14 protein-coding genes are annotated in these 19,122 nt (G+C 56.9%); 7 read left to right on the top strand and 7 right to left on the bottom strand.

Annotated features, from left to right (window positions below; genetic code table 11):
• Positions 1–115 precede the first annotated feature (115 nt).
• Complete coding sequence (locus ACYSMN_RS12595) at positions 116–928, bottom strand: enoyl-CoA hydratase/isomerase family protein (protein WP_488924238.1); 813 nt, start codon at positions 926–928, stop codon at positions 116–118.
• Between the two features lie 589 nt (positions 929–1,517).
• Between ACYSMN_RS12595 and ACYSMN_RS12590 the strand changes: the two genes are divergently transcribed.
• Positions 1,518–2,114 (top strand): DNA-3-methyladenine glycosylase I, encoded by a 597-nt coding sequence (locus tag ACYSMN_RS12590; RefSeq protein WP_488924237.1) that lies wholly within the window; start codon positions 1,518–1,520, stop codon positions 2,112–2,114.
• Between the two features lie 143 nt (positions 2,115–2,257).
• Here the strand turns inward: ACYSMN_RS12590 and aspA are convergent, their stop codons facing one another.
• From aspA to ACYSMN_RS12565, 5 genes are all read right to left on the bottom strand, one after another.
• A complete protein-coding gene (gene aspA, locus ACYSMN_RS12585) occupies positions 2,258–3,664 on the bottom strand; it encodes an aspartate ammonia-lyase (protein WP_488924236.1) in 1,407 nt (468 codons plus the stop codon).
• A 136-nt stretch (positions 3,665–3,800) separates the two neighbouring features.
• On the bottom strand, positions 3,801–4,715 hold the full coding sequence (locus ACYSMN_RS12580; RefSeq protein WP_488924235.1) for a DUF6929 family protein: 915 nt from the start codon (positions 4,713–4,715) through the stop codon (positions 3,801–3,803).
• Positions 4,716–4,822: 107 nt separating this feature from the next.
• Positions 4,823–6,838: an RICIN domain-containing protein gene (locus ACYSMN_RS12575; protein WP_488924234.1), complete on the bottom strand. Its 2,016-nt coding sequence runs from the start codon at positions 6,836–6,838 to the stop codon at positions 4,823–4,825.
• A gap of 166 nt (positions 6,839–7,004) precedes the next feature.
• On the bottom strand, positions 7,005–7,151 hold the full coding sequence (locus tag ACYSMN_RS12570) for a hypothetical protein (protein ID WP_488924233.1): 147 nt from the start codon (positions 7,149–7,151) through the stop codon (positions 7,005–7,007).
• A gap of 429 nt (positions 7,152–7,580) precedes the next feature.
• The gene (locus tag ACYSMN_RS12565) at positions 7,581–8,267 is read right to left on the bottom strand and encodes a response regulator (protein ID WP_488924232.1); all 687 of its coding nucleotides are present in this window, start codon (positions 8,265–8,267) and stop codon (positions 7,581–7,583) included.
• Between the two features lie 394 nt (positions 8,268–8,661).
• Between ACYSMN_RS12565 and ACYSMN_RS12560 the strand changes: the two genes are divergently transcribed.
• A complete protein-coding gene (locus ACYSMN_RS12560; protein ID WP_488924231.1) occupies positions 8,662–8,868 on the top strand; it encodes a hypervirulence associated TUDOR domain-containing protein in 207 nt (68 codons plus the stop codon).
• 113 nt (positions 8,869–8,981) lie between these two features.
• On the opposite strand, the gene ACYSMN_RS12555 is transcribed toward ACYSMN_RS12560, so the two are convergent.
• The gene (locus tag ACYSMN_RS12555) at positions 8,982–10,535 is read right to left on the bottom strand and encodes an amino acid permease (protein ID WP_488924230.1); all 1,554 of its coding nucleotides are present in this window, start codon (positions 10,533–10,535) and stop codon (positions 8,982–8,984) included.
• A 210-nt stretch (positions 10,536–10,745) separates the two neighbouring features.
• Between ACYSMN_RS12555 and ACYSMN_RS12550 the strand changes: the two genes are divergently transcribed.
• The 5 genes from ACYSMN_RS12550 to ACYSMN_RS12530 all read left to right on the top strand — a co-directional run bounded on the left by ACYSMN_RS12550 (position 10,746) and on the right by ACYSMN_RS12530 (position 18,953).
• A complete protein-coding gene (locus tag ACYSMN_RS12550; protein ID WP_488924229.1) occupies positions 10,746–11,192 on the top strand; it encodes a DUF4890 domain-containing protein in 447 nt (148 codons plus the stop codon).
• 457 nt (positions 11,193–11,649) lie between these two features.
• Positions 11,650–13,029 (top strand): MBL fold metallo-hydrolase, encoded by a 1,380-nt coding sequence (locus tag ACYSMN_RS12545; protein WP_488924228.1) that lies wholly within the window; start codon positions 11,650–11,652, stop codon positions 13,027–13,029.
• 119 nt (positions 13,030–13,148) lie between these two features.
• The gene (sbcD, locus tag ACYSMN_RS12540) at positions 13,149–14,378 is read left to right on the top strand and encodes an exonuclease subunit SbcD (protein WP_488924227.1); all 1,230 of its coding nucleotides are present in this window, start codon (positions 13,149–13,151) and stop codon (positions 14,376–14,378) included.
• A gap of 66 nt (positions 14,379–14,444) precedes the next feature.
• Complete coding sequence (locus ACYSMN_RS12535; protein WP_488924262.1) at positions 14,445–15,431, top strand: virulence RhuM family protein/type II toxin-antitoxin system death-on-curing family toxin; 987 nt, start codon at positions 14,445–14,447, stop codon at positions 15,429–15,431.
• A gap of 129 nt (positions 15,432–15,560) precedes the next feature.
• Positions 15,561–18,953 carry a DEAD/DEAH box helicase gene (locus ACYSMN_RS12530; protein WP_488924226.1) on the top strand — a complete coding sequence of 1,131 codons (3,393 nt, stop codon included), beginning with the start codon at positions 15,561–15,563 and terminating at the stop codon, positions 18,951–18,953.
• The last annotated feature ends 169 nt before the right edge of the window (positions 18,954–19,122 follow it).

Genomic DNA, 19,122 nt, shown 5'->3' with positions numbered 1-19,122 from the left:
ACGCCCGAGCTGGAAAGTTACACGATTCCGCCTGGGTATGAAAAAGCGAAGGCCTTCTTTCGCCACCACCGGGGAGCGAGAGAAGGCCAAAAGCTGAGGAAACGAAAGAAACAAGTCAGTTTTCCCAGGTGATTTTCTCCTTGGCCAGAAAGGCCTCTATGCCCCGGCGGCAATCGTGCGAGCCGCGGGCTTCAGCATTCATTTGAGCCGCGTAGCGTAAGCTTTCTTCCAAGGGCATTTCAGGAATACGGGCCAGCATCTCCTTGGTGACCTCCATGCTCTGGCTGGAGTTCTCGGTGCACAGACGTCGCGCAAACTTGTAGACGTGAGCGGCTAAGTCATCGGCGGGCACTACGCCGTTGATGAGGCCTAGTTCCAGGGCGCGCTGGGCCGGCAGTACGTCGCCAGTCAGCAGCAGCTCTTTGGTACGGGCCTCCCCTATTTTGCGCAGCAAAAACACGCTCACAATGGCGGGCAGGAAGCCGATTTTCACTTCGGTATAGCCGAACTTCGCCTCCGGCACAGCAAAGGCAAAGTCGCAGATGGTGGCCAGCCCGCAGCCGCCGGCCAGCGCGTGGCCCTGCACTTGGCCAATGACGACTTTCTTGAGCGTGTAGATCTGGTGAAAGAGCTGCATGAGGTGCGTAGAATCGGCCAGGTTATCGGTGTAGCCGAAGCTTTGCAACTCCTGAATGTAGGCTAAGTCGGCACCGGCGCAGAAGGCCGGACCTTCGGCGCGCAGCACAATTACCTTGCACGCTTCGTCGTCTTCCGCAAATTCAAAGGCCATTTTCAGCTCCGTCACCATTTCGGCGCTGAGGGCATTGCGTTTGTCGGGACGATTGAGCGTGATATAGCCAATGGCGTCGGTGGCCTCGTAGCGGATAAAGCGCAGGGCCTCCAACTCTTGCGTGGGCATGTTGTCCATAAAAAAACTCGGATTGCAACGGTGGGTGGCAGCGCAGGACCGGCTCCGCGTAGCAGAGCAGCCGGGCGCCACCAAATCAGCAGGACTTAGGTCGGCAGTAGCCAAACCTAGCAAAAACGATGTGCTAAGTAAAGCATATAGCGTACTAACCAAAACGTTGGTTTCGACTAACCTAGGATTTCACCCCGTTACCACCCCAACTAACCAGACGAAGCTCGCCAGCACCGTAACGTCAGGAGCCTGCCTACCAGCACCTTGCCGCCTGGCTCGCGGCTGGAAAACGGCTCATAATTTACACGACGAGTTGAACAGCATTAGAAAAGATTTGCTCAGAGTATAGCAACGCATCAAGCTTAACCATTCAATAGCATTTGCATTCCTATTTAGCTCTTCTAATACCGCATTATAGCCTGGGGAAAAGCTCATTACTGGATCAGCAGAAGGCTTGATATCTTCTGAATACATTCTAATCCGCGCCCAAGTAAGAACCTTATTACAAAGACTTTGCTCCCTCTGGCATCAGTATCCTGAACAGTCTGGTAGGCAATACCGTTCTTCGCAGACCCTACTACACTTGGCTATTCGTCTGATGAGCACCATTTCTTCTTGCCCCTGGGCGGCCCAGGGTGAGCAATTGCGGGAGTTTCACGACCATGAGTGGGGCGAGTCGGTGGCAGAACCCGACATTCTGTTTGAATACCTAGTACTGCACACGTTCCAGATTGGCTTCGATTTCCCGATGGTACTGCGGCGCCGGGAGGCTTTTCGGGAATATTTGGCCGGTTTCGATGCTGGCCGCTTGGCCCGGTTCGGAGAAGAAGAAATAGCGGAACTGCTGCTCAACCCGCGCATCTTGCGCAACCGTCGCAAGCTGGAAGCCACCGTGCAAAACGCCCGCGCTTGGCAACAGCTGCGCCAAGACGTGGGTGGCGAGGAGCAATTGCTGCCGTTTTTCTACGCTTTCGTGGGCGGCCAGCCGCTTGATAATCGACGCAGTACTGAAAACCCGGTTCCCCTCTCAACACCAGCCAGTGAGGCCATGAGCAAAGAGCTGAAACGCCGAGGCTTCGTGATGACGGGGCCCGTCACGTGCTACAACATCATGCAGACGGCCGGACTCGTAAATGACCACCTCACCACCTGCCCCCGCCACGCCGAATGTCAGCAGCTGGCAGCCGAGATGTGAGGCTCTGAGACATAAGAAGCGAGACATCCTGCCTAGTGGAATGTGAATAGTCGGCAGTAAGCCGGTCGAGTTATGCTTCGCTCCGCATAACTCGACTGGCTTACTGCACGCAACCACTTCGACTTTCCATCCTTTCTGGCTTCTTACTGAATGAAGTCGGGCCGGATCAGGTTTTCGAAAGTGAAGATTTCGTCCCACTTGGCCTGGGTGAGCAGCTGGCGTTTCGTTACGGCGATGTCGTGCACGGACGCCCCGCTTTTCAGCGCCTCTTTCGCAATTTCCGCCGAGGTTTCGTAGCCTAGCACTGGGTTCAGTTGCGTTACGATGCCGATGCTATTGTGCACTAGATTTTCGGCGTGCTCCACGTTGGCCGTAATACCTAGCACGCACTTTTCGCGCAAAGTGTGGCAGGCGTTGGTCATGTAAGAAATGGACGTGAATAAGGCAAAGGAAATTACTGGCTCCATCACGTTGAGTTGCAACTGCCCTGCCTCGGCCGCCATCGTCACCGTTAGGTCAGCCCCGATGACGTAGAAGGCGGTTTGATTGACGACCTCCGGCACCACCGGATTCACCTTGCCTGGCATGATGCTAGAGCCGGGCTGCAAGGGCGGCAGGTTGATTTCGTTGAAACCACAGCGCGGCCCCGATGACAACAAGCGCAGGTCGTTACAGATCTTGGAGAGCTTCACGGCCGTGCGCTTCAGTACACCCGAAAGCTGCACGTAAGCGCCGGTATCGTAAGTGGCTTCAATGAGGTCGCCGGCCAAACTCAAGTCGAGGCCGGTGATGGTGCGCAGATAGTCGGTAACCAGCTCGGCGTAGCCGTGGGGCGCGTTTACGCCCGTACCGATGGCCGTGGCACCCATGTTGATTTCGCTGATGAGGCGGCGACTGTCCTCGATGCGCAACAGTTCCTCGCGCAGGTTGGTAGCAAAGGCCCGAAACTCGTCGCCCATGCTCATGGGCACGGCATCTTGGAGCTGAGTGCGGCCCATTTTCAGTACGTTTCGAAACTCCTGGCCTTTGGCGGCAAACGCATCGGCTAGTTCTCCCAGCGCTTGGCTGTAACCCACCAGCTTGTTGCTTAGCGCGATGCGAAAGGCCGTTGGGTAGGCATCGTTGGTGGATTGCGAGCAATTGACGTGGTTGTTGGGATGGCAAAACTCGTACTGGCCTTTCGCCTTACCCATCAGCTCCAGCGCCACGTTGGCAATCACCTCATTGGCATTCATGTTCACCGATGTGCCCGCTCCACCCTGAATCATATCGGTCAGAAACTGGTCGTTGAACTCCCCAGCTGCCACCCGGTCGCAGGCCCGCACGATGCAGTCGGCAATAGCCGGATCGAGCACGCCTAGGTCGCGGTTGGCTAGTGCGGCGGCCTTTTTCACGTAGGCTAGGGCCTGCACGAACAGCGGCTCCACCCGCAACGGAATGCCCGTAATCTGGAAGTTCTCAATGGCCCGCAGCGTCTGGATACCATAGTAAACGTTTTCAGGAATGGCCCGCTCGCCAAGGAAATCGTGTTCAATCCGGGTGGTTTGCATGTCCTATAGTTCAGTTGGTGGGAAGATTGTGTACGGAACACAACAGAAATCAGGGCACGAAGGTCAACTTCTAGGTGAATACTTTAGGTTGCTGGCGTGGAAATACCAGCCGCCAGAATGTAAGTGAAGCCTAATTTTATCCGAGCTGCACTTCTACTACCACTGCCGTCGAGCCGCCTTGGTCATCGTCGGTTACTAGTAGCAATTCGTAACGCCCGTTCCCCAAGGTCCGCCGCACGGCTACGCTTTCCACTTTGCCTTGGTAAGGCTGCTGGCCAGGCGATTCTAGCCGCGCAAAGATTCCATAAGCATCAGGCTGTTTGGCATTTAGAATCCCTACGAAACTGCCGAGCACTTCCCCGTCCGCTATGGCGTCCAGAGTGTCTTCCACGGATGCCGTAACGAACAAGTGTCCATCAAAGAAGCAAGCCCCCGAAAACCCGGCCGGCTTGCCGTTGATGGTCGGTAGCTCGTAATGCTGCGTGCGTACTTCGGGTAGTTGCGGGGTACGATGGTGCAGGAAATTCAAAAAAGCAGGCAACTGGAGCCGAAACAGCAAGTTGCCCGCCGTAGAGCCCACCGTCCGCTGAAAAAGTACCAGTTCGGTGTCCGTAGTGGCAGCGGCCTCCAAATTAAGCGTAACGCCCGCCGGCAAAGATTCCCGCAGCCGAGCGTAAAGCGGCCCTAGCCCCACCGGATACACCGTCGCGGCTGGTTGCTCGCCCTTGCCGATGGGCACCCAAAAGCCAGTTTCCCGTGCCGGAGTAGCCCCCGAACCGCACACCAACAATCCGGTTTCTCCCGTGGCAGCATCCGTCAGCGCAGTCAGACATTCCAAGTCCGGCTTGAGTGACTTCGGGATGCGGCCCGAACTGAAATGCGCCGTATCGAAGAGCGTAATGGCCTGCCCCGGCTGTAGCTCCGCGGCTCCAAACCGGTATAGGTAGGGCGAGTCGTCGCCGATGATGTAGACGGTGTCGCCCAGTATTTCCACTCCCGAAGCGGAAGGTAGGTTGGGCAGGTCCAGCTGACGAAGGATAGTGGCGCGCATGGGTTGAATGGCTTAATTGTTACATGGTTAAATGGTTGATTGTTCAACGATTTATCAGAACAGCCAACCATTTAACCATGTAACAATTAAGCCATTCAACCACAGTTTTACTTCACAATTGTAAATTCCACGCGCCGGTTGAGGCGGCGAGTTTCTTCTTTGTCGTTGTTGGCTCGCGGGCGGGAGCCACCGTACCCAATGGCCGTAATGCGTTTCTCGTCCACGCCGCGCGTAACAAGGTAGCGGCGCACTTCTGCCACTCGGTCCTCCGACAGTTTTTGGTTAAGGTCGGCGTTGCCTTGGTTGTCGGTGTGGCCTTCCAGACGAATATTTACCGTTGGGTTATCCGAGAGAGTCCGGGCCAGGCGGTTCAGTTCGGCGTACGAAGCGGGCAGCAGCGTAAACTTGCCTTGCGCAAAAATCAGGGTGGGCAATTCCAGGCTGGAACCTACCGCTGCCGGCACCAGTAGCAGTTCCACAGTGCGGGAGCCAGTCATGTTCACTGTATCGGTAGCCGTGAGGAAACCGGGGCTGGTGGCGGCCAACCGGTAGCGGCCCGCTGGTATGGTCACCTGGAAAGCTCCGCTGCCGGGCACGCTCCGAGCCGTAGCATTGAAAACGATATCGTTATTGAGGCGGGTCACTTTTACTTCGGCGGCTAGCACCTCGCGGGTTTTGGCATTCAGGACGCGGCCCGTGAGCAAGGTACGCGGCACTACCGCCGGCGCCGCCGTTACTGGCGCAGCTGGAGCAGTCGAGTCGGGCGGCACTACCGCCGTCAGGACGCCCGTTGCCGTGCGGAATAAATCGGCCAGGCCGTTGGGGGTGCGCGAGGAGGCGTAATAGGCTTGTTTGCCGTTGGGGGCCAACGTGAAATACGCGTCGAAGCCCGGCCCATTGATGGAGGTGCCCAGGTTACGCGGCTCGGTCCACCGAATCCAGGTGTCGTCGAGGCGAGTGGTCACGAAAATGTCGGCGCTGCCGTAGCCCGCATGGCCGTAGGAACTAAAGTAGAGCGTTTTGCCATCCGGGTCCAGCCAGGGCGCGAAGTCGAACCCCGGCGAGTTGATGAGGCTGCCTAAACTAAGCGGCTCGCCCCAGGTACCCGTGGGTGTGGGCAGGCTTACGTACAAGTCGTTGGCGCCTTGCGAGTCGCTACGCTCCAGCGAGAGAAGCAATACCTTCTGGTTGGGCGTCATGAAGAAGTTGGTGGCTGGCCCAGTCGAATAGTAGTTGGCTATATCCAGCGGGACGGGGCGCTCACTCTTTTGTGGGCTGCGCGCTATCGTCGAAGCGTTTTCGTCGCGGAAGCTGCCGTCGCGCTCGTAGATGCCGCGCACTAGCAACGTGTTGCCTTGCGGCCCAATTATGGACATCACGCCGTTGTTTCGCCGCGTGTTAAGAGCGTCGAGGCGCCGGGGTGGTTCCCAGCTATGCCCCTGGTTGGGAGAAGTACTCACCCAAATATCCCCCGACTCAGTATTGCCTTCCGTGTTGCCCGCAAACCGGGTGCGGGAGAAGTAAAGCATGTTGCCGTCGGGCGTCAGTACGGGTTGCAGCTCGTTGCCATTGCTGTTGAGGGCTGTCAAGGGTTCGGGCTGGCCAAAACCTGGCTGCGTAGCATCCACGTTCAGCCGCAGCCGAAACAGTCGCCACTGCTGAGTGCCGCGATTTTGGGGCCGCTGCACTACCACCGGCGTACCATTAAACTTGTCGGCACTCACCACGGACGCGCACTTTTCGTTGCCGCGTACTACCAGCAGCACGCTCCCAATGGGGCCGCTAGGCACCAGCTTCCACTGCTGATACAGGCTGCCCGACCACGGCCGCTGTACCAGTGGCGCGTCCTCGTCGGGCTTATCTACGGTGAGACACTTGTTGCTATGGCGAGCCTCGATCCGATAATATTCGCTGCCTGGTGCTACGCGCACAAAGCGCCATTGCTGGTTGGCCGGGTGTGCAAACTCCCATTGCACCACGGCGGCCCCAGCTTCTTGTGAGGCTTTGCTGATGTCGAGGGCGCGGCCACTACTGCGAGCAACGATGCCGTACCAAGCGTTTTCTTCGGGAGCGGCTTCTGCGTACTGCGCCTGGAGTGAGCCTGGAGCCAGCAAGGAAAGCAAAAGAACAAATAGAAGAAGGCGAAACGGCGGCTGAATCATGGGCAACAGAACGGAAAGTAAGGGCCGCAAGTTAATCCAAAACCAACCGGTAACAGAAAGCAACGCGCCGGGCTCCCAACGAAGGAACCCGGCGCGCCATTACTTTCCAAGGTGCTTACTGCTGCTACTACGCGTTACTGATGTACTTGAAGCGCACGAAACGGTCGTTTTCGTAGATAGCAGTGAAATGCCCACCATTTTGAGTTTTACGCTGGGCTTTGCGTTCAGACTTTGCAGTGCCGCTCATCGGTACCGCTGGGTAAGAACCGGGCATGATGCCGGGGACATGACAAATGAAGGAAAGGATTTTCGAGGCCATAGGGTGTGGTCTGTTTTTAAGCAGTTAACAAAGAATGTGCGTTGACTTAGGTGTGGAAATGGAAGGCGAGCGGCGAGGTACTGTATAATGATATTATCATTTCATTGAACGATGCCAAGGTATAATTTTTCTTAAATTAATGTAAATACGTGCTAATGCGTAATTCCTTATCCGTACTAGCACTTACTATACTGTACGTGTTAGCACGTGCACTTTTGGCGGGCACAAGCGTCTAACGCTTCCCGTGGCTTGATTTAACTTGTGCCAGCTCTCGTTTTCGGACGTCGGATTCTCGCCCTTCTATGAGCTATTAAAAGGCAAGAACTAGGCAGCCACGCCCTAAAACGCTGCCGCTAGGTCATGAATAGTCGTCCTCTTTATACTCTAGCTGATAAGCTTGTGGCGCAAGGCATACTGAATAAGCCCTACCACCGACTTGGAATTCGTTTTAGCTAGAATGTTTTTGCGGTGCGTTTCCACCGTCCGCTCGCTAATAAACAGTTGCTCAGCAATGTGGAAGTTGGAGTATTCGCGGGCAATGAGTTGAAGGATCTCCTTCTCCCGCGCCGTCAGTTCAACGGGGTGTTCTTCTCCTGTATTTCGGCGTTTGGGAGTTGCTACCTGCATATTCTGCAGGAGGGTTGCGCCCACTTCAGGGCTGAAAAACGTGTGGCCGATGGCTACTTGCCGGATAGCCTCACTTAGCTCGTTTTTCGTGGCATTCTTCAGCAAATAACCAGAGCCGCCCGCTTCCAATACTTCTCGCACTGAATTATGATCGTGCAGCATGCTCAGAGCCACGAGACGCACATCGGGCCGGGTGGCATGGATGGTGTGTACCAATTCAATGCCTGTCATTCGCAGCATATCAAGATCTACGATGGCTACGCTGATTTCGGGATGGTCGTGGAGGCGGCTTAAGGCTTCCGGGCCGGAACCTGCCTGCGTCACAATACGAATATCCGTTTCCTGCCGAAGCAAGGTTTTAATTCCCTCGATAACCACTTGGTGGTCATCAACCAGCAGCACGTAAATGCGTTTGACAGTAGGCAACGATTCTTCTATACTCATCACAATCAGGCAGGTCGGCACATTGGTAAGGCGTTCCGCAGGTAACTGCGCCCTCACATCTTCTTCGTTCAGAGGAGAAAGTTAGTAGAATACCATGTACATCTCAGCATATAGCGTTGAGCGTATTCAGCAGAGGCCCTCTTGGTTTGTTGGTAGTAAGCTCCAGATAATTCTCTAACGCTGCTGATTTTCCTGCTATTGCACGCTGCTTGCTGGCTGGTGTGGAAGCTTATATCTCACTATGACAGGGCACAAGAGACTACCGAATGGTTTGTTGGCTGCCGTGTTTGGAAAAGCTTGTTACATCTCGGCAACACCCCGCGAGTGGAAGTAGTAAAAAGACGAGCATCTAAGCTCTGAACACTCATTTTTTCTCGTTTCAATTTTTCCCACCATGCGCAAAGGCACCACAGTCACCTGGAAATACGGCACCGGTACGGCCACCGGCAAAATCGAAGAAACGCACAAAGAAACCGTTTCTCGCAAGCTGCAAGGCGCCGACATCACCCGCCACGGTACCCCCGAAAACCCTGCTTTCTTGATTGTGCAGGCCAATGGCGACCGGGTACTTAAGTTGAAAAGCGAGATAAAGAGTGCCTAAGCCTGAAAACGCAGCTTTCTTAAGGCACTCACAACTGATGATTCTATGGAGGGACAAAGAAAAAAGCCCCGCTGGAATTTCCAGTAGGGCTTTTTAAAGCTTGTTAGCACAAGCTATTTCTTATCGACGGGTTCGATGAAGGCTTGCTCTTCCATCTCAGTGGGCACTACCACAATGCCTTGTTGGAGCTTGGAATTGTTCTTACCGTAGAGGAAGTACACCACAAAGCCCAGTAGCATCCATACCAGAGCCAGTTTAAGCGTATTCGCGTCCAGGGCCACAATCATCAGCAAGCAAATAGCAGCTCCTAGGAAAGGTACCAGTGGGAAGCTCGCCGTGGAAAGCGGCGAGCGGAACGGCCGCGGCTGCTCCGGATCGGACCGGCGCATCAACCACACGCCTACGCTCACCAGCACGAAAGCCAGCAGTGTACCAAAGGAGGTAAGGTCGCCAGCTAAGGAGCCAGGCACGAAGGCCGCAAAAGCGCCCACAAACACCAACAGCACCAAATTTGACTTGTAAGGAGTACGGAATTTGGGGTGCAATTCGGAAAAAGCCTTGGGCATCAGGCCGTCGTTGGCCATTGAAAAAAACACGCGGCTTTGGCCCATGAGCATCACGAGAATAACCGACGAGAAGCCGGCTAGAATGGCCACAGTCACGGCCGTGGAAAGCCACTCGAAGCCGGGCATGTGTTCCCGGATGGCGTAGGCTACGGAAGCTTCGCCGCCCTTAGCCGGGTCAGCGAATTCGCGCCAGTTGGCTACGCCCGTCAGCACGTGGCCGAACAGGATGTAGAGGAAGGTGCAAACCGCCAATGAGCCTAGAATACCAATGGGCATGTCACGCTTGGGGTTTTTAGCTTCCTGCGCGGCCGTACTCACGGCGTCGAACCCAATGAAGGCAAAAAATACGATGGCCGCCCCACCCAGAATGCCGCCCCAGCCATGTTTGTTCCAAGCTGTATACTCGCGCACTATCTCACCGGCGGCATTTTTTACCGGCTCGGCGTTTTCGGGAATGAGATAAGGCGTATGGTTGGCGGGGTTGATGAACTGCCAACCCACGGCGATGAAAATCAATACAATGGCCACTTTCACCACCACAATAATCGCGTTGAACGTAGCCGATTCCTGCGTGCCTTTGATGAGCAGCAAACTAAGTGCAACAATGATAACAAGTGCTGGTAAGTTGATGATACCGCCTTCGAAGGGAGAGTGACTCAGATTGAAGGGTATCTGCGTCCCAAAGACCTGTAAGAGCTTATTGAGGTATTCGCTCCAGGCAATGGCCACGGTGGCGGCCCCCAACGCGTATTCCATAATCAGAGCCCAACCGATTACCCAGGCTACAAACTCGCCCATGGTGGTGTAGGCGTAGGTGTAGGCCGAGCCGGCAATCGGAATCATGGCGGCGAATTCGGCGTAGCAGAGCCCGGCGAAAGCGCAGCCAATGGCGGCCACGATGAAGGCGAGCGTTACGCCTGGCCCGGAAGCTTGAGCCGCAGCCGCAGCCGTACGCACAAACAAACCGGCCCCAATGATGGCCCCGACGCCAAGCGCCACAAGATTGGCCGCGCCCAACGTGCGCTTCAGCGAGCCTTCCCCCGAGGAGTTGGCCTCACCCAGCAGCTGGGACAGCGGTTTTTTGGCGAAAATACTTGCCATACAGATGTAGTGAGAGAAGAAAAAGGAAAGGTGAAGGTGGAAAGACAAACTAGCACGACAGCCTGCAAGCCCGTGTGCGGCCCCCAATATAGGCGTTTCTGCGTTGCGTAGGGCGCCACCGGCTCCCTGAAAAACTCCTAGGAGCAGATTAAACCCAGCCGTGACTAGCTGCTCTAACCGGTCATAACTCCTTACATAGACTGTCTTCCCATGAAAAAGATGCTTGTATTGCTCGCCGCCTTTACCCTGACAGTTGGGGCTGCCGCTGCTCAAACTACCACCGCCCAAACCGCTCCCGCTACCCGCATGGACAAGGGCCACATGAAAGGCGACGCCCGTACGCCCGAACAACGCGCTGACATGCAGACCAAGCGCCTCACCCAGCAACTCGGCCTCTCCGCCGACCAGACCGCCAAAGTCCGGGAAATCGTGCTGGCCCACCACCAGGAAATGCAGACGCTACGCGACAAATATGCTGCCGCCGACACTCGTAAAGGCGCGGGCCCAGAAGTGAAGGCCGTGCAAGAAAAGTATGATACGCAGCTCAAAGGCGTGCTCAGCGCCGAGCAGTACGCCAAGTACGACCAACTCCGCGACGACAAGATGGAGAAGCGCCGGGAGAAGATGAAGGACAATAGAATGAAAGCGAAGAGCTAAGTTTCTTCAAATTCGAAAAGCCCCAACCAGTTTTGGTTGGGGCTTTATTTATGCATGTTGGTTTCCTTTAGCGTCTAACAATGCGAGACTTAAACCCAATGAGGAATGGAATGGAGACGGCCGAATTCTAGGGAATGAAGCGTACGCATAAGTAATAGCTTAGAGTTGACCGAGTAGCACTATCAAGAAAAATTATGAGAGTGTACTACAAGATTGTAGTACACTCTCATAATTTTTCTTGATAGTGCTACTCGGCTTGCTATAGTGCGGGGATGGTGCCCGAGCACAACCGTGCTCCGCTGCTCCCACGAGCCGCCACGTGGCCTAGAGCGAAACCTTACGAGCCAATGTTAGCTTTTGCACTACCGGCAATCTTCTGCTTGTTACAATTAGCTTCAGGTAATACATTTGATAAGACCGCCCCACCCGGCGGTGCCTCCACCACATCCAACACCCCATGAGTCCTCTGCCCAGTAGTACCGCGTCGGTACAAATTCAGCAGTTTTACGACAAAGGCCTAGCCCACGCGAGCTACGCCATCCGCAGCGGCCGCCAAGTGGCTATCATCGACCCGGCCCGCGACCCCCAACCCTACTACGATTTCGCCGACGAGCACGACGCCCGCATTATTGCCGTCATCGAAACCCACCCCCACGCCGACTTTGTGAGCAGCCACCTCGAAATAGCGGAGGAAACCGGCGCCACTATCTATTGCAGCAAGCTGGTGCAGGCCAGCTACCCCCACGAGCCCTTCGACGACGGCGACCGAATCACCATCGGGACTGTAGAGCTGCACGCCCTTAATACCCCCGGCCACTCCCCGGACTCCATTAGCGTGCTGCTCATCGACGAATTTGCTCACCACCGCGCCGTATTCACCGGCGACACGCTGTTTGTGGGCGACGTGGGCCGGCCCGACTTGCGCGAAGATGACAATGTAGGCGGCCACAGCCGCGAAGACCTGGCGGCTCAGCTCTACCAAAGCATCCGCCAGAAGCTCATGACGCTGCCTGCTACTACCAAAGTGTATCCGGCTCACGGTCCCGGCTCACTCTGCGGCAAAACCACCAGCACCGACCTCGACAGCACCATTGGCAAGGAAATAAAGACCAACTACGCCCTGCAACCAATGTCGCGGGAAGAGTTTGTCAAGGTATTGCTCGAAGACCAGCCCTTCATGCCCAAATACTTCGGGCACGATGTGATGCTGAACAAGCAGGGCGCGCTGCCCTTCGAGGATAGCGTGCGGGCCGTGCCGCGTTTGTCGCCCGATGCGACGTTGGAATCCGGCGTGCTCATTATTGATACGCGGCCGGCGGCGCAGTTCCGGGCGGGTCACTTGCCGGGCGCCATCAACCTGATGGATGGCGGCAAGTTCGAAACCTGGCTGGGTTCAGTAGTGGGGCCGCAAGAACCGTTCTACCTCATTGCTGACACCCAGATTGCGCTGGACGTAGTAATTCGCAAAACAGCGAAGATTGGCTACGAGGGCAACATTAAAGGAGCCCTTCTCACACCCCGCGAATTGCCGGCCACTAACCCCGAAACGGACGTGGAGCACGTGCGCCACCAGCCGCAGGATTTCACCATCGTGGACATTCGCAACCGCACCGAGGCCCAGCAGCCCATCTTCGACAACGCCCTGCTGATTCCGTTGCCGGAGTTGCGCGAACGGGCGTTGGAAGTTCCAACCGACAAACCGATACTAGTACACTGCGCCGGCGGCTACCGCTCGGCGGCCGGGGCTAGCATTCTGAACGCCGCTCTGCCCAGCGAGGTGTCGGTGTATGATTTGGGCGAAGCAATTTCAACGTTCCAGTCGCAGCCGGTGCATTAGAATAGATTCTGACAAAGCAAAACGCGGAAGTTCGTGGGGGCTGTGCTCCGCGGGCTTCCGCGTTTTGCTTGGACGACTAGCTGCGGGAACTGGAAGCTGGTGCTTTATCTTTGAAGATTATGCGCGTACTACACACCGCCGACTGGCACCTGGGCCAGCGCTTCATCAGCGGCCACGAACGAACCGATGAGCACCGCCACTTTCTCGACTGGCTGGTGAGCACGGTCAAAGAACAACAGGTGGAAGTGCTGGTGGTAGCCGGCGACATTTTTGATACCGGCTCGCCTTCCAACCAGGCGCTGGAGCTCTACTACTCTTTCCTGCTGAACATGCGTGGCACTTGCTGCCGCGACGTGGTAGTGGTGGGCGGCAACCACGACTCGCCCGCCACGCTCAACGCCCCCGCCCGCCTGCTGCGCCATTTGCGCGTGCACGTAGTTGGCTGCGTGCCCGACTGTTTTGAGGACCAGGTTCTGGTGCTGGACGATGCCGCCGGTAAGCCCGGCCTGGTGGTGTGCGCTGTGCCTTTCCTGCGCGACCGGGACGTGCGGCTCTCCGTACCAGGCGAAACGGCCGAGGAGCGCGAAACCCGCATCAAGCAAGGCATTGCCGACCATTATACCCGCCTGGCAGAAGTGGAGCGCGTGTGGCAGCTGAAAGATCTGGGCCTGCCTGTGCTGGCCACCGGCCACTTGTACGCCGCCGGCGCCGCACCTTCCGACTCGGAGCGGACCATTCACGTCGGCAACCTGGGGCAGATTACGGCCGACCATTTTCCGACGGTGTTCGATTATGTAGCGCTGGGGCACTTGCACCGGCCGCAGCGTGTGGGCGGCCGGGAGCATATTCGCTACTGCGGCTCTCCTATTCCCCTATCGTTTTCGGAGATTGACCACCCCAAAGAAGTGCTGCTGCTGGATTTCCGGGCGGGCCGGCTGGCGGAGCTGCAAAGTCTACCGGTGCCGGGTGCGCGGCGGCTAGTGCGCTTCCACGGTACGCTGGACGAAGTAAGCCAGGGCCTCACCGCCTACGACAACACCGGCTACCCCCTACCCGCCTGGGCCGACGTGCAGATTCACTCCGAGCTGACGCAGCTGGAAGTAGCCGACGCCCTGCTGAAAGTAATTCAGGAACTAGACCGCCAACAGCTGGAAGTGCTGGCTCGCCGCCACTTCCGCCTCGTGAAGCTACGGGCCCTCGGCGAAGCGGAAGAAGCCGAAGCCATCCTTACGCGCAGCCTCCACGACTACACAGAGCGCGAAGTATTCGAGCAGCGCCTCGAAGGCGAGCCGGAAGAAAGCCGCGCCGAGTTGCTGCGCACGTTTGATGAGCTGCTCGAAAGAATGTGAAGTATGCTGCTAGCTCAGAAAGCCTCAGCAACTATCCTAATGATTCCACTTTGAAGTGAATTCTTGATGACTATCAACAACGACATCCTGATTTACCAGTCGCCCGACGGACAGACCCAGCTCCAGGTTCAGCTGCAAGACGAAACTGTGTGGCTGACGCAGGCACAGATGGCGGAGCTGTTTGCGACTACCAAGCAAAACATCAGCTTACATACCCGCAACGCGTTTAAAGAGAAAGAACTGGATGAGCAATCAGTTGTCAAGGAATCCTTGACAACTGCCGTCGACGGGAAAAGCTACCGCGTTAAGCACTATAATCTGGACGTGATTATTTCGATTGGGTACCGTGTAAAGTCTTTGCGGGGTACCCACTTCCGACAGTGGGCGACGCAGATACTGCGGCAGTACTTGGTAGAAGGTTATGCACTGAATGAGCATCGTTTGCGGGAAAGCACCCGGCAGTTGGCCGACCTTAAACGCCTGGTACAATTGCAAGGGGAAGTAGCGGCCAGCCAAGAATTAACCACCGACCAGTCGGATGCGCTGCTGCGAGTGCTAGGCGACTATGCCCGCGCCCTCGATGTGCTCGACCAATACGACCACCAACGGTTACGAGTGCGTGGCACGGCAGCGGACGAGCCTTTCTTGCTGACCTATGAAGCAGGCCTGCGAGCGGTGGAAGGGCTGCGTCAGCAGTTTGGGGGCAGTGTCTTGTTTGGCCGGGAGAAAGACGCCTCTTTTCAAAGCTCTGTGCGCAGCATCTACCAGAGCTTTGGTGGTGAGGATTTGTATCCGAGCGTGGAAGAGAAGGCCGCCAACCTGCTCTACTTCGTGGTTAAAAACCATTCCTTTTCCGACGGAAATAAGCGTATCGCGGCCTTTCTGTTCGTGTGGTTTCTCGACCAAAACCGCTGCCTCTACAAGCCTGATGGGTCTCGCCGGCTTGCTGACAACGCCTTGGTTGCTCTCACGCTGCTCATCGCCGAGAGCAAGCCAGAAGACAAGGATACTATGGTGACGCTGGTAGTAAACCTGATCAACCAGGACAACTAGAGCGGTTCTCAGCCCAGTGCATACCATAGGAATAGACCATCTTCTCGCACTTCTACCTGCGCGCTGCTATTCCCTGCAAAGCTGCTGACCTACCTTTGGCCAGAAGGCGCGCATTGTGATGCTTACTGCATGTTAGAAACCCCGGAACAACATTTGCACCCCGCCGACGAGCCATATTCGCATAAGTATGTGCTGGCGGGGCAGACGGTAAGTGTGCTAACCACGGCTCTTGTTGAGCAGCACTGCTTGGGGAAGCCGCTAGCTGATATTCGAACGCTGGCGGCTATTCAGCCGGAGGCGCTGATGTTGAATCATGGCACGTTTGGCAGCACGCAAGCCGCGGCGAATGAAGGGCAGTTTCCGACGGTGGTGGTGCAGCAGCGCGGGCCGGACTTGGTACTGTCTTGTGCCTGCACCACTCCGAAAAACAATCTGTGCGAGCACCAGGCGCAGGTGCTGCTTGCCATTTTGCAACGCAAGGAGCTGCGTCTGTATTTCGACAAACCAGCCCGCCACGCCTTCCTGCGCACCATAGCCCGCGACTATGGCCTAGAGCAATCCGAAGACCTTGACGCTCACTTCAACCTAACCTACACCCGCCCGGCTGCCGTAGCCGCGACGCCCATACGAGCCGACTTGTTCCCCGTTACGGCCGCCACCAAACAGGAGCTGAAGACACAATTGCTGGCCCCAAAACAAGAGCCCGCCGCTCTTGAGAATACGACCCAGCTGTTGGTGCTGAGTCGGCACCGCTACTATGGGCACCTGACTCTGTACTTGGCGGAAGCGGCTACGACGGCCACGGGCAAGGTGAAGAACCCCGTGAATGTGCTCAACCCGCTGGATGGCATTTGGCAGCTCCAGCAACCGGACGAAGTCAAGTTTTACACGGGTATTTCCCGCTTCCAGCGTAATTACGAAGATACCCGCTCCGGCGCGGCCATTGAAGCCCTGCGGGCGGTGGTGCAGAATCCTACGGGCTTGCCGGTGTACGCGCACAAGGCGTCAGTATCTGAGAACCTCACGGCGCAGTCGCTGGTGCCGGTGCGGCTGCGGCGGGCGCCGCTGGATCTGCGGCTGCTCGTGACCGAACAGGGCGAATACTACGAGGTGAGCGGCAAGCTGCTCATCCACGATCAGCCGCTGGATTCGAAGGGTCTCACGATTCGGTACGAGTACTTCGTGGCGGCGCACGACGCGCTGTATTTGCTCGATGACTTGGACGTATGGCGGGTGGTCGATTTTTTCCAGAAGCGTAACAATACCCTACTCATTCACCAAAGCAAGTTTGCGGAGTTCAAGCGTGATGTGCTGGCTAACCTGGAAGACCGACTGCACATCACCTACGGCTACCTGCGGCCCGCCACGCCCGAGCAGCGCCGGGAAAGCGGCTTCGATGAGGCCCCAAAGCCGCTGCTTTACCTCTCCGATGCCGGCGCACACGTAGAGTTGCTGCCGGTGATGCGCTACGGGCCGGTGGAAATTTCCGTGCTGTCGAGGCGGCGGCTGTATGGGACGGATGCGCTGGGGCGGGAATTTTTAGTGGAGCGCGACGCGGCTGCGGAAACCTTGTTTACGGCGGCTTTGCTCCGGCACTTTCCCGATTTCTGGGAGCAGTTCAGCCAAGAGGCGCTGTACGTGTCGAAGAAGCAGTTTTTGCGGGAGGAGTGGTTTTTAGAAGCTTTTGAGGATTGGCGCGGCGCGGGCATCACCATTCTGGGCTTCAACCAACTCAAGAACAACCTCCTCAACCCCCACAAAGCCCGCGTGACGGTGCGCGTGACCGGCGAAAACAATTGGTTTGACACCAAGCTGCACGTGCGCTTCGGCCAGCAGGAAGCCTCGCTGTGGAACCTGCACAAAGCCATCCGCAACAAAACCCGCTACGTGCAGCTCGACGACGGCAGCCGCGGCATCTTGCCCCAGGAATGGATGGACAAGTTTGCGGCCTACTTCGCGGCGGGCGAGGTAGTAGTAGACACCATCCGCACGCCCAGCAGCAACTTCACGACCCTGGCGGAACTCTACGACCCGGAGGCGCTGACGCCCGAAACCCACGCCCAGCTGGCCCGCTACCAAGCCGCCGTGGCGGACTTTGCGGGCATTGAGGCCGTGGAGTTGCCCGCTGGCCTCCAGGCAACTCTGCGCGAGTACCAACGGCAGGGCCTGAGCTGGCTGAACTTCCTCGACACGTTCAACTTTGGCGGTTGCCTGGCCGATGATATGGGCTTGGGCAAAACCTTGCAGGTGCTGGCTTTCATTCTGCGTCAGCGTGAGCAAAACCGTCCGGGCGCCAATCTGGTGGTAGTGCCTACTTCACTGGTCTTCAACTGGCAGGCCGAAGTGGAGAAGTTCGCGCCTTCCTTGCGAGTACACGTGCTGCACGGCGCCGGCCGCCGCCTCCACACCCAGACCTTCGACGCCGCGGACATCGTGCTGACAACCTATAACACAATGGTATCGGACATCCGGTGGCTGAAGGAGTACGGCTTCAACTACGTGTTTTTGGATGAAGCGCAGGCCATCAAAAACCCGGACTCGCAACGCTACCGCGCGGCCCGGCTGCTGCAAGCCCGCAACCGCGTGGTGCTGACCGGCACGCCGGTCGAAAACAACACCTACGACCTGTACGGGCAGCTTTCCTTTGTCTGCCCCGGTCTGCTAGGCAGCCGGCAACACTTCCAGGACCAGTACGCCGCTCCCATCGACAAATTCAAGAATACGGAACGAGCCCGGGCGCTTCAGCGTAAAATTAGTCCGTTCGTGCTGCGCCGCACCAAGTCGCAGGTGGCGGCCGAGCTGCCCGACAAGACCGAGATGGTGCTGTACTGCGAAATGGGCGCCGAGCAGCGCCGGGTGTACGAAGCCTGCAAGCAGGAATACCGGGCCAAGCTGCTAGGCCAGCACGAGGGTTTGCTGCGCAAAAACAGCTCGCACATCTTACGCGGCCTCACCGAGCTGCGTCAGATCTGCGACGCCCCCGCCCTGCTGCGCGAGCAGGAATATTACGGCTCTTCTTCGGCCAAGATGGACGTGCTGCTGGAGGAAATCACGACCAAAGCCTCTCAACACAAAATTCTGGTTTTCTCGCAGTTCGTGGCCATGCTCGACCTCATTAAGCGGGAGCTAGACCAACGGGGCATCCCGTACGAATACCTCACCGGCCAGACCCGCAACCGCGCCGGTGCCGTCACGAATTTCCAGCAGAATGACGACGTGCGCGTGTTCCTCATCAGCCTCAAAGCCGGCGGCACGGGCCTCAACCTCACCGCCGCCGACTACGTGTACCTCGTGGACCCGTGGTGGAACCCGGCCGTGGAAAACCAGGCCATCGACCGGAGTCACCGCCTCGGCCAAACCAAAAAGGTGGTAGCCGTGCGTCTCATCTGCCCCGATACCATCGAGGAAAAAATCATGAAGCTGCAAGACGCCAAACGGGAGCTGGCCCACGAACTCATCAAAACCGACGTGGCGGTGGTGAAAAACCTGACGCAACAGGAGCTGCTGGATCTGTTTAGCTAAGGGCTTGGGTGGCGCCCAACATAAAGAGCTTCCTAAAATTCAGAACATATGGCTCAGAAGTAGGGTAAGGATACATGTAGAAGGCGTGCAAATAATCAAGCCTGCTAGACAGCCGCCCCCTAACGCAGCTGGTTCCAAGGCGTTTAGTGGCGGCCTGATGAACAGTATA

The organism is Hymenobacter sp. M1-2, from assembly GCF_057808495.1.
This window is presented reverse-complemented; position numbering and strand designations above follow the sequence as displayed.